Origin of the sequence: Mesorhizobium sp. M7A.F.Ca.CA.004.04.2.1 (genome assembly GCF_004022825.1) — a bacterium.
Classification (GTDB): domain Bacteria; phylum Pseudomonadota; class Alphaproteobacteria; order Rhizobiales; family Rhizobiaceae; genus Mesorhizobium.
This window is the reverse complement of the sequence record NZ_RZPH01000015.1, coordinates 7,942-19,079: the sequence shown is the minus strand read 5'-3', so window position 1 is coordinate 19,079 and position 11,138 is coordinate 7,942. Positions and strand designations below refer to the sequence as shown.

General features: G+C 62.2%; 11 protein-coding genes. 2 read left to right on the top strand and 9 right to left on the bottom strand.

Annotated features, from left to right (window positions below; genetic code table 11):
- Positions 1–224 (bottom strand): nucleotidyltransferase family protein (locus EN893_RS01810; RefSeq protein ID WP_206640081.1); only part of this gene is annotated, 224 nt, incomplete at its 3' end.
- A 273-nt stretch (positions 225–497) separates the two neighbouring features.
- Between EN893_RS01810 and EN893_RS01805 the strand changes: the two genes are divergently transcribed.
- The gene (locus tag EN893_RS01805) at positions 498–2,978 is read left to right on the top strand and encodes an autotransporter domain-containing protein (RefSeq protein ID WP_164748778.1); all 2,481 of its coding nucleotides are present in this window, start codon (positions 498–500) and stop codon (positions 2,976–2,978) included.
- 78 nt (positions 2,979–3,056) lie between these two features.
- Here EN893_RS01805 and pheT read toward each other — a convergent pair whose 3' ends face one another.
- From pheT to infC, 8 genes are all read right to left on the bottom strand, one after another.
- A complete protein-coding gene (pheT, locus tag EN893_RS01800) occupies positions 3,057–5,465 on the bottom strand; it encodes a phenylalanine--tRNA ligase subunit beta (protein WP_127266807.1) in 2,409 nt (802 codons plus the stop codon).
- The gene (locus EN893_RS01795; RefSeq protein ID WP_127266806.1) at positions 5,462–5,884 is read right to left on the bottom strand and encodes a GFA family protein; all 423 of its coding nucleotides are present in this window, start codon (positions 5,882–5,884) and stop codon (positions 5,462–5,464) included. Before EN893_RS01795 ends, pheT begins: the two co-directional genes overlap by 4 nt.
- The gene (gene pheS / locus EN893_RS01790; RefSeq protein WP_127266805.1) at positions 5,881–6,978 is read right to left on the bottom strand and encodes a phenylalanine--tRNA ligase subunit alpha; all 1,098 of its coding nucleotides are present in this window, start codon (positions 6,976–6,978) and stop codon (positions 5,881–5,883) included. Before pheS ends, EN893_RS01795 begins: the two co-directional genes overlap by 4 nt.
- A gap of 141 nt (positions 6,979–7,119) precedes the next feature.
- A complete protein-coding gene (gene rplT / locus EN893_RS01785) occupies positions 7,120–7,521 on the bottom strand; it encodes a 50S ribosomal protein L20 (protein ID WP_013528310.1) in 402 nt (133 codons plus the stop codon).
- A 145-nt stretch (positions 7,522–7,666) separates the two neighbouring features.
- A complete protein-coding gene (gene rpmI, locus EN893_RS01780) occupies positions 7,667–7,870 on the bottom strand; it encodes a 50S ribosomal protein L35 (RefSeq protein ID WP_006201248.1) in 204 nt (67 codons plus the stop codon).
- Between the two features lie 182 nt (positions 7,871–8,052).
- Positions 8,053–8,697, bottom strand: a complete 645-nt coding sequence (locus EN893_RS01775) for an isoprenylcysteine carboxylmethyltransferase family protein (protein WP_127266804.1) — start codon at positions 8,695–8,697, stop codon at positions 8,053–8,055.
- A gap of 142 nt (positions 8,698–8,839) precedes the next feature.
- Complete coding sequence (locus EN893_RS01770; protein WP_127266803.1) at positions 8,840–9,466, bottom strand: isoprenylcysteine carboxylmethyltransferase family protein; 627 nt, start codon at positions 9,464–9,466, stop codon at positions 8,840–8,842.
- Positions 9,467–9,594: 128 nt separating this feature from the next.
- Entirely contained in the window at positions 9,595–10,131 is a 537-nt protein-coding gene (gene infC / locus EN893_RS01765) for a translation initiation factor IF-3 (protein ID WP_013528312.1), read from the bottom strand.
- A 205-nt stretch (positions 10,132–10,336) separates the two neighbouring features.
- On the opposite strand from infC, the gene EN893_RS01760 reads away from it, so the two are divergent.
- The gene (locus EN893_RS01760) at positions 10,337–11,107 is read left to right on the top strand and encodes an alpha/beta hydrolase (protein WP_127266802.1); all 771 of its coding nucleotides are present in this window, start codon (positions 10,337–10,339) and stop codon (positions 11,105–11,107) included.
- The last annotated feature ends 31 nt before the right edge of the window (positions 11,108–11,138 follow it).

Below are 11,138 nucleotides of genomic sequence, written 5' to 3'. Positions count from 1 at the left end.
AAGTAGAACAGGTCGACATCCCTGATGCCATACCCCGAAGGCTTGCCGGTCAGATGGTTCCAAACACTGTTGTAGAGCGCGCCGGAAACCACCAGCCAGTCCGGCAGGTCGAGCGTGCGAGCCCGCGCCAGCGCGTCGCGTAACAGCGGGTCGGCAAGCACGATGGCGAGAAATGCCGCGCGCTGCTCTTCAAGAGGAAGGCCCGAATAGGAGAGAGGATCCATCGCCCTTTGGAGAGCGATTCGGCAAGTATCCGCAATGCTTCGCCCATAGCGCCACCAAAGATGTGGCCAGATTGCAACGTGACCGGACCATGATGCTCGGCCTGGCCCTAAAACAGCCCCACCCTCGTCATCTGACGACTATGCGCGTCTGCCCATCTGCCGGCATGGACGATTGCTATTGGAATTTTCCACACCGGCTGGGGTAGCCTGGGCATGCAGATATCGTCGGTTTGGCCAGCAGCATCGTCGAGAGGACCGATCGACAGGGCAAAATTGACTGCGAAGTGGTTCTGGATTGCCGCGACCTTCTGCGTTCTGATCGCAGCCTCGCTCAATGCAAGTGCTGCGGCGGAGCCGATCGTGATTTCCCCGGCCACGCTGCCGGATGGGAGAGTTGGTGAGCACTATGATCGGACGCTGATGGCTTCAGGCGGAGCTGGCGGGCCATACACGTTCGCGCTCACTTCGGGGGTCACGCCGGTCTCCTTCAGCAGCGGCGGCGTCCTCTCCGGGGCAGTGATAGCCGCCCCCGGCACCTATAATTTCAGAGTCCTGGCGACAGATCAGGTCGGCAACACCGGCACACGCGACTACACGATTGTGATCGCGGACAACCCGGTCTTGATTTCGCCTGCTGCGTTGCCCGGCGGGCAGATTGGCCAGCCGTATAACCAGGCGCTGACGGCTTCGGGTGGCGCTGGCGGTCCCTACACGTTCTCGATCGTTTCGGGCTCCATGCCCGTCGCCTTCAGCAGTGCCGGCGTCCTCTCAGGGCCAGTGATAGCCGCCCCCGGCGTCTACAGTTTCAGGGTCCGGGCGACAGACCATGTCGGCAACAGCGGCGAACACGACTACACCATCGTGATCGCGGACAACCCGGTCGTCATTTCACCAGCTGCCTTGCCCGGCGCGCAGATTGGCCAGCCCTATAGCCAGGCGCTGACGGCTTCGGGTGGTGCTGGCGGCCCCTTTACGTTCTCGATCGTTTCGGGCTCCATGCCCGTCGCCTTCAGCAGTGCCGGCGTCCTCTCCGGGCCGGTCATAGCGGTCCCCGGCGTCTACAGTTTCAGGATTCGGGCGACGGACCATGTCGGCAACAACGGCGAACGCGACTACACGCTTGCGATCACCACTGGCCCGCCCATCGTAATTTCACCGGCAGCTTTGCCCAATGGCCAGGTTGGGCAGCCCTATAGCCAGATGCTGACCGCAACCGGCGGTGTGGGCGCGCCTTACACGTTTCAGCGGATCATCGGAAATCTGCCCGAAGGCGTTTCGCTCGCAACCGATGGCACACTCGGCGGCACGCCGACCGAGAGCGGATCATTTGCCTTTGCCGTCGATGTGTTCGACACCTCCGAGAACAGGGCAAGGCGCGAGTATACGCTGGACATCGCTGCGGCGCCCCGACCGACGGCGCCGTCACTGACCATGACGATCGTTGCCGGCATGTCAGCTTCGCTGCCGTTGACGCCGGGTGCTACCGGCGAACCATTCAGCGCCGCGGCGATCATGTCCAGCGCCCCCGCCGAGGGCGGCACGGCGACGCTGTCCGGCGCGCCCAACTACCTACTGACCTTCGCGTCCTCGCCGGTGTTTTCAGGCACCGTCATCGTAACGTACACACTGACCGGCCCCGGCGGCGTTTCCGATCCGGCCACGGTGACCATCACCGTCACCACGCGGCCGGACCCCTCCGACGATCCGGAGGTCGCCGGGCTGCTCAATGCCCAGGCGCAAGCGGTGCAGCAATTCGCCGCCGGGCAGACAGACAATATCAACCATCGCATGGGCGCTTTGCGAAGCGAGGCGTGCCGCAAGGCCTTTGCGAATGGGCTCGAACTGTCTGGCCAAGGCGCCGATGGCAATGCCGCCAGCGTCGACTTTCCAGACGGATCCGATTGTGGGGGCGAAGCGGCAAAGCTGGGCTTCGGCTTGTGGGCCGGCGGCCACATCGATCTCGGCCATAGTTCGCCTGATGATAGCGCGGAGCGGGACTCCGTTTCGATCAACATGACCACCGGCATCGACTACCGTTTCAACGACCGTTTCGTCGCCGGTCTGGCCGTCGGCTACTCCAGCGACGACAGCGACATTGGCGGCAATGGCACCGAGAGTTCCGGCGAGGCCTACAGCGCGACGCTCTATGCAAGCTATCGCCCGGCCGAAAACCTGTTTCTCGATGCCCTGGCCGGCTACGGTTCGTTCAGCTTCGATTCGAAGCGCTTCGTGACAAGTGTTGGCGGCTTTGCCGACGGTCAGCGTGACGGCGACCAGATTTTCGGCTCGCTGACTGCCGGTTTCGATCATAGCGTCGGCGGGCTGCGACTCACTCCGTTCGCCAGGTTGACGGCATCCTCTTCGAGCCTCGACGCGTTTACCGAAACCGGAGCAGGCATCTATTCGCTGAGCTTCGGCAAGCAGAGCGTCGACAGCCTCGGCGGCACGCTTGGCCTTGCCGGCGGCTATGACATGCCGGTGGCCCTCGGCGTCTTCACACCACGCTTCCGGTTTGAATACACTCACGAATTCTCCGGCTCGAGCGACGTCGATATCCGCTACGCGGATAGTCCGGATGGCCTTGTCTATGGCTTCCAGACGCAGCCTTTGGCGAGTGACCAGGTGATGATCGGCCTGGGCGCCGATCTGCTGCTGCACCAAGGGTTATCCATCGGGCTCGATTATCGCGGCACAATCGGCTTTCAAGACAGCTACAGCCATGCCTTTGGCCTGAGGGTCGGCGGCGGGTTCTGACCATTGCGGCAACGGCTGCTTATCCGTCCCGTAGACGGATGAGCAGCCCCATCGCTAACAGTTCAGTCGCCTTGGGCGCTACGTCCTCAGAACGCCACCGGCCTGCTTGCCGACATTCTCGACGATACGCTTGGCCAGTGCCTCGAAATCCTCGTCGGTCAGTGTCTTTTCAACCGGCTGGATCGACACTTCGATGGCGATCGATTTCTTGCCCTCGCCCAGCGAAGCGCCTTCGAAGATGTCGAAGACCGAGACGGCGGTGATGAGCTTCTTGTCGGCGGCGAGCGCCGCGCGCACCAGCGTGCCGGCCTCGACCGTTTTGTCGACGACGAAAGCGAAGTCGCGCTTGACCGCCTGGAAGGGGGACAGTTCCAGTTTCGGCTTGGTTTTCGTCGGCTTGGCCTTCGGCTCGGGCACGGCATCGACAAACACTTCGAAGCCGCACAGCGGGCCGGAAACATCGAGGCCTTCCAGCGTCTTCGGGTGGAATTCGCCGAAGGTGCCGAGCACGGTTTTCGGACCGAGCTTGATCGTGCCGGAACGGCCGGGATGATACCAGGCCGGGCCGCCGGCCTCGATCTGCAGCCGGTCGACAGGCGCACCGCAGGCTTCCAGTGCGGCGATCGCGTCGGCCTTGGCGTCGAACACGCCGACCGCACCCGAATTGCCGGCCCAGTTGCGGCCTGAGCCGTCGAGCTTGGCGGTGCCGCGGCGCACGCCGGCGGCCACGCGCCGCTGCTGGTCGGCGCCGTCGCCCTCATAGGTGCCCGAGACTTCGAACAGCGCCACGTCGCCGATGCCCTTGTCGGCATTGCGCTGGGCAGCAGCAATCAGGCCCGGCAGCAGCGACGGCCGCATGTCGGACATGTCGGCGGCGATCGGGTTGGCGAGCTTCAGCGCGGTCTGGCCGCCGCCGAACAGCTCGGCGTGCTTGGCCGGAATGAACGACCAGGTGACGGCTTCCATCATGCCGCGCACGGCAAGCGCGCGCTTGGCGGTGCGGGTACGGACCTGCAGCGTGGTGAGGATCCTTGCATTGACCGCGTCATGCGCACCGAGCGGCTGCGGTGCGATGTTGTCGACACCATGGATGCGCATGACTTCCTCGACCAGGTCTGCCTTGCCGTCGACGTCGGGGCGCCAGGACGGCACGGCGACATTGACCACATCGCCCGATCCCTCCGGCTTGAAGCCGAGGCGCGACAGGATGTCGAGGCTTTCCGCCTTGGGAACCTCGATGCCGGTCAGCCTCTTCACTTCCGAAAGCGGGAAGGAAACGATCTTCGACTTGTGGCCGGCATAACCGACGACTTCCATTTCGGTCGGCGTGCCGCCGCAGAAATCGAGCACCAGTTTCGTTGCCAGCTCGACGCCGGGAACCATGAATTCGGGGTCCACCCCGCGCTCGAAACGGTAACGCGCGTCGGTGATGATGCCGAGCGTGCGGCCGGTGCGCGCCGTGGTGATCGGATCCCAAAGGGCGGATTCGATCAGCACATCTGATGTGTTCTCGTCGCAGCCCGAATGCTCGCCGCCCATGATGCCGGCGATGGACTCGACGCCGTTGTCATCCGCGATGACGCACATTTCCGGCGTCAGCGTGTATTCGCGGCCATCGAGCGCCTGCACCTTTTCACCATCGCGCGCGCGGCGCACGACGAGATTGCCGGCAACCTTGCTGGCGTCGAACACATGCAGCGGGCGGCCGCGGTCGAAGGTGACGTAATTGGTGATGTCGACCAGCGCGCTGATCGGCCTCAGCCCGATGGCGATCAGCCGCTGCTGCAGCCATTTTGGCGACGGCCCATTCTTGACGCCCTTGACCAGCCTGAGCGCGAAGCCGGGACAGAGCTCCGGCGCTTCGATCGTTACCTTGACCGGACACATGCCGTTGCCGACATGCGGCATGATGGCGCCGCCGACGAGGCGGCCAAGCCCGCTCGCCGCCAGATCCCTGGCGATGCCGTAGACGCTGGTCGCATCCGGCCGGTTCGGCGTCAAATTGATCTCGATGACCGGATCGTCGATGTGCGCATAGGCAGCGAAGCTGGTGCCGACAGGCGCATCCTCAGGCAGGTCGATGATGCCGTTGTGCTCGTCGGACAGTTCCAGCTCGCGCTCGGAACACATCATGCCATGGCTTTCGACCCCCCTGATCTTGCCGACCGTCAGCGTCACGTCGATGCCGGGCACATAGGTGCCGGGCGCGGCAAAGGCGCCGATCAGGCCGGCCCGCGCATTGGGCGCGCCGCAGACGACCTGCACGGGTGGCTTGCCGTTGCCCGTATCGACGGTCAGCACGCGCAGCCGGTCGGCATCGGGGTGCTGCACCGCCGTCAACACCCTGGCTATGACGAAGGGTTTCAGGCTCGACTTGTCGTCGACATGCTCGACTTCGAGGCCGATCGAGGTCAGCCGCTCGACGATCTCGTCAAGCGTGGCGTCGGTCTCTAGGTGGTCCTTGAGCCAGGAGAGGGTGAATTTCATGGGACTGTTCCGTCTGGTCTTTTGACGCTTGTTTTCAGATGTCTCGGCAGGTCGTCGGATATATGCAGGAAGGCAAGCTGTTCGCTGACATAGGCATGCTGCGTCGGCTCAAAATCGGCCGGCGCATCCATGGCGCCGAGCATGAAGTAGATGTCGTCCTCCAGCCGCTCGTCGACATAGGCGATGGGTGAGCCGCAGGTGCCGCAGAAGGAGCGCGTCACCGGGCCGTTCTCATACATCTTCAGCGCCTTGCCGGTGAACGCGACCTGATCGACCAGGAAGCCGACAAAGGCCGACATCGGCGCGCCGCTGGCCCGCCGGCAATCGCCGCAATGGCAATAGCTGACGTGATGCGGTTCGACTGATGCCTCGAACCGCACGGCGCCGCAGCGGCAGCCGCCGGCATAGGGCGCTGTCATGCGCTCAGGCCTCCGAACAGCGTCGGCATGTCGAGCGGCCTGAACCCGTAATGCGACAGCCAGCGCACGTCGGCATCGAAGAAGGCGCGCAGGTCCGGCATGCCGTATTTCAGCATGGCGATACGGTCTATGCCCATCCCCCAGGCAAAGCCCTGATATTCGTCCGGATCGAGCCCGCCATGGCGCAGCACGTTGGGGTGCACCATGCCGCAGCCGAGGATCTCCATCCAGTCGGAGCCTTCGCCGAAGCGCACTTCGCCGGGCCTGGAGCGGTCACACTGGATATCGACCTCGAGGCTCGGTTCGGTGAACGGGAAGAAGGACGGCCGGAAGCGCATCTTGACCTGCGGCACCTCGAAGAAGGCCTTGCAGAACTCCTCCAGCACCCACTTCATGTTGGCGACGTTGGCCGTCTTGTCGATCACCAGCCCCTCGACCTGATGGAACATCGGCGAGTGGGTGGCATCCGAATCCTGCCGGTAGGTCTTGCCCGGAATGACGATGCGGATCGGCGGCTTCTTCGTCTCCATGGTGCGGATCTGCACCGGCGAAGTGTGGGTGCGCAGAAGCTTGCGCTCGCCCTTCTCGTCCGGCTGGAAGAAGAAGGTGTCGTGCATCTCGCGCGCCGGATGGCCTTCTGGGAAATTCAGCGCGGTGAAATTGTAGTAATCGGTCTCGATATCGGGACCTTCGGCGATGGAAAATCCGAGGTCGCCGAAGATCGCCGCAATCTCGTCGATGACCTGGCTGATCGGGTGTATACGGCCGCGCTCAGCCGGCGACTGCCGCACCGGCAGCGTCACATCGACCTTTTCGGCGGCGAGGCGCACGGTGATCGCCACATCTTTCAACTCGGCCTTGCGCGCCGTCAGCGCATCTGTGACGCGGTTCTTGAGTCCGTTGATTGCGGGGCCTTTGACCTGACGCTCCTCGGCGGTCATGGCGCCAAGGGTCTTCAGCATCTCGGACACGGCGCCCTTCTTGCCGAAAGCAGCGATGCGCACGGCCTCGATGGCCGGCTCATCGGCGGCCGAGGCGATTTCGGCCAGAAGTGAGTTTTCAAGCGTATCCAGGCCAGTGGTTGCGTCGTTCACGGTCAAAACTCGCTACGTTGGAAATCAGCTCTAAGTGAAAGTCACTTTTAAGTTGAAGTTCAGGCAAAAGAAAAACCCGCGCCAGCCGTGCCAGCGCGGGTTCCCCAAATCAGAATTGCGAATGCTTGGGAAGCGCTGGTCTTAGGCGACAGCGCTTTCAAAAGCGTTCGGCGTGGTGTTCTTCAGATATTCGAGCGCCACCTTGGCCTTGGCGACCAGGGCTGCGAAAGCCTGCGGCTCATGGATGGCCATGTCCGACAGGATCTTGCGATCGATCTCGATGCCCGACTTGTTGAGGCCGTCGATGAAACGGCCATAGGTCAGGCCATGCTCGTGCGTCGCGGCGTTGATGCGCTGGATCCACAGCGCGCGGAACGAGCGCTTGCGGTTCTTGCGGTCGCGGTAAGCGTACTGCAGCGACTTTTCCACCGCCTGCTTGGCGATGCGGATGGTGTTCTTGCGGCGGCCGTAGAAGCCTTTCGCGGCTTTCAGGACCTTCTTGTGCTTGGCGTGCGAGGTGACGCCTCTTTTTACGCGTGCCATGTCATGATCTCCTTAAAAGCAATTCCAGGAAAAGTGCCTTGCGGTTTTCCGTTCGGAATTGCGTAAAACAAATGCGTGTCCAGACCGAATGCCTTATTTGAGCGGGATGTTATCCAAAAAGTCTGCAACTTTTTGGCATCACGCCTTAGAGGCCGTTCGGCAGAAAATTCTTGATGACCTTCTTGCCATCCGGTTCAGCCAGAACCATCGTGCCGCGGGCATTTCGAATGAACTTGTTGGAACGCTTGATCATGCCGTGACGCTTGCCGGCAGCAGCCGACAGGACTTTACCCGTACCTGTGATCTTGAACCGCTTCTTGGCGGCCGATTTGGTCTTCATCTTGGGCATTTTGCTACTCCGTATTGTTGGCGCACTATCGCGCTTCTTGTTCGCTTCGGGCCGACCAAAGCCCGAAAAGCAAATGAAACCGCCACGGCATGCCCTGCCGGGCGGTTTTCTTGAACGGCGGTCCTATACGTTAAAGACGGCCCGCGCGCAACACCTGTGGAGATGCGGCGCTGTGTCCTTGGTCAGGGCAGCGTGAACCAGACCGGCAACATGCCTGACAGCTGGGCTCCGTCTATCAATTCGAAGGCCGGCAGGGCGATGAGAAACACCAGGCCGTCGAGCAGCGTGGTCAGCAGCAGGCGGGGCTTGAAGCTGCCCGTATCGCCCTCCTGGTAGAGCGACAGCTTCGGGAAGAAGCGCGGCACCTTCTCCAGATAGGCCTGGTACGGCGCGCCGAGCGCTTCCTTGAGGAACTTCTCTTCGCGCAGGATGACGATGTGGAAGGCACCCGCGCACAGCAGCGCAAAGAGAATGATGCCGGAGAACGAGCCGATCTGCGCACCGACGCCGGCCGCGGCTACGGTCGAGAACACATAGAGCGGGTTGCGGGTTATCGAGTAGGGCCCACCGGTCACCACCTCGGAAGATTTGCGCCCGCCTATGTAGAGCGTCGCCCAAAGGCGCCCGACGATGCCGAGGAAAATCAGCAGCACGCCGAACATTTCGATCGACTCATGCACCCAGGTTTCAGGCGGAAAACTTGATTGGCCGAACAGCAGTGCCAGAAACAGCACCACCACCAGCACCGCAAGCACCATGCGGCGCATATGCTGATAGCCGCCCAGCCCGTGTGCCTCGACGGGCGCAGACTTGATTTCATTGACCATGGCGGAATCCGATCGTCGAAAAATTTGCCGGCGATCGCAGCTTCTGGCCAAGAAAACAGGGCCTCGCCGATCGTTGGGATGACTTGCAGGATAATTCAGGCGGATTTAATGCACGTCGCCTTTTTTGACTGCCTACCGCCGCTCAATACAGCCAGAAGAGGACGGGAATTACACCGCTTTCCTGTCCGGACTCGATGAGTTCGAAAAACGGTATGGAAACCAGAAACATCAAGCTGTCGCGCAGCGTGTGATTGAAGATGCGCGGTGTGAAGGTGACCTCGGCCTGATCGCGATAAAGTCGGGGATTGGGAAAAAAGCGCGGCACCCGTGCGACGTAGTCCTTGTACGGCGCCCCGAGCACGGTCGTCAAATGCCGTTCCTCGCGCAGCGTGACGATGTGGAACGCGGCCGCGCACAAAACCGCCGACGCTACCGCGACGATCGCGCTGCCGGTCTGGGTGCCGATGCCGACGGCTGCTACGGTGGAGAAAAAATACAGCGGGTTGCGCATCACCGAATATGGGCCGGTTGCAACCACTTCGGCCGACTTGCGGCCGCCGATATAGAGGATCGACCAGAGCCGGCCGCCGATCCCGATCAGTATCAGGGCGATCCCGTGCGCCTCTATGCGTTCGTGGGTTAGTTCATCGTGCGGGGAGCCGCCGAAGATCAGCAAAGCGCAAAAAGCACCGATTAGCAGCGCCAGCAGGACGCGCCGGCGCCGCTGATAGCGACCCATTTCACTCGTAGAACGTGCCGCAGCGGTCATGGCAGAATCCTTTTGCCGCGAGGACCGGCAACCAGAATCCTTGTCGATGCAACTTGCGGAGAAATCATGGCGAAGACAAAACAAACAAAAGGCCGCCGAAGCGGCCTTTGCTTTTGACGGGGATCGCTCTAGCGCGGCGACAGCACCATCATCATCTGGCGGCCTTCGAGCTTCGGTTCCGCCTCGACCTTGGCGATCGTCGCCACTTCCTCGCGGACCTTGTTCAGAAGCTGCATGCCGAGTTCCATATGCGCCATCTCGCGGCCACGGAAGCGCAGCGTCAGCTTGACCTTGTCGCCTTCCTCGAAGAAGCGGCGAACCGCCTTCATCTTGGTCTCGTAGTCATGGCTGTCGATGTTCGGGCGCATCTTGATCTCCTTGATCTCGATGACCTTCTGGTTCTTGCGCGCCTCGGCCGCCTTCTTCTGGTTGGCGTATTTCAGTTTGCCGAGATCGAGTATCTTGACGACGGGGGGCACCGCATTGGGCGATATCTCGACGAGATCGAGCCCAGCCTCTTCGGCGAGCAGCAATGCGTCGTTGATGGAAACATCGCCGCGGTTCTGGCCTTCGGCGTCGATAAGCTGGACCCGGGGAACCCGGATGTCACGGTTGGAGCGCGGGCCATCCTTGGTCGGCGCCGCTGCTTTGAAAGGTCTGCGAATGGTCGTGGTCTCCTTGGCCGTTTCGTTCAGGGTCTGTCAGTGTTGATGCATGGACGCGCCAATGTGGTGAGCGCGCGGGCGGAGTCAATAGCACAGCATTGACAGAAAATCACCCTGATCGCTGCTCTGCACCAAACAAACAACATCGTGAGCACTTTTCGCCACGCCACCGTCCGTGTCACAAGACCGGCGTTGAGGAAAAGCCATGACTGCCACGCCCCCAATCTTTCTGGATGTAGATGGATCGCGCATCGCGGTGCGCCATACTGCTGGCTCTGCGCCAGGCATCGTCTGGCTCGGCGGCTACAAGTCGGACATGCTGGGCACGAAAGCTCAGACGCTGTCGGACTGGGCGGCAAGCGAGGGCCGAGCCTTCCTGCGCCACGATTATTCCGGCCATGGCGAATCCGGCGGCGCCTTCGCCGACGGCACGATTTCGACATGGCTTGCACAAAGCCTTGCCGTGTTCCGGCATTTCACCCGGGGCAGCCAGATCCTGGTCGGCTCCTCGATGGGCGCCTGGATCGCGCTGCGCATGGTGCAGGAATTGCGCAAGGCAGGCGATAGCAACGTCGCCGGCCTGGTGCTGCTGGCGCCGGCCCCGGATTTCACCGCCGAACTGGTCGAACCGGTGCTGACCAAGGCGCAGAAGCGCGATCTCGCCAAAAAAGGGTTCTTCGAAGAGCCGTCGGACTATTCCACGGAACCCTACATCTACACCCGCGCGCTGATCGAGGACGGGCGCGACAACCTGACAATGACAGGCCCGATCGACACCCATTGCCCGGTGCACATCCTGCAGGGCCTGGCCGATGCAGATGTGCCGGCAAGCCATGCGCTGAAGCTGGTCAGCCTGCTGCCCGCCGACGACGTGACACTGTCACTGATCCCCGACGGCGACCATCGCCTGTCGCGACCGCAGGATCTCGACATGCTGGTTAGGGCTGTCGATGCGATGGCGCAGAGGGGAAACTGATGCGCCTTTCCATCCCGATATCCGCCTCCGT

What these genes read in the sequence shown, in the direction of transcription:
- pheT (WP_127266807.1), bottom strand. Translation starts at nt 5,465, where the DNA reads ATGAAATTCACCCTCTCCTGGCTCAAGGACCACCTAGAGACCGACGCC.
- EN893_RS01795 (WP_127266806.1), bottom strand. Translation starts at nt 5,884, where the DNA reads ATGACAGCGCCCTATGCCGGCGGCTGCCGCTGCGGCGCCGTGCGGTTC.
- rplT (WP_013528310.1), bottom strand. Translation starts at nt 7,521, where the DNA reads ATGGCACGCGTAAAAAGAGGCGTCACCTCGCACGCCAAGCACAAGAAG.
- rpmI (WP_006201248.1), bottom strand. Translation starts at nt 7,870, where the DNA reads ATGCCCAAGATGAAGACCAAATCGGCCGCCAAGAAGCGGTTCAAGATC.
- EN893_RS01775 (WP_127266804.1), bottom strand. Translation starts at nt 8,697, where the DNA reads ATGGTCAATGAAATCAAGTCTGCGCCCGTCGAGGCACACGGGCTGGGC.
- EN893_RS01770 (WP_127266803.1), bottom strand. Translation starts at nt 9,466, where the DNA reads ATGACCGCTGCGGCACGTTCTACGAGTGAAATGGGTCGCTATCAGCGG.
- EN893_RS01760 (WP_127266802.1), top strand. Translation starts at nt 10,337, where the DNA reads ATGACTGCCACGCCCCCAATCTTTCTGGATGTAGATGGATCGCGCATC.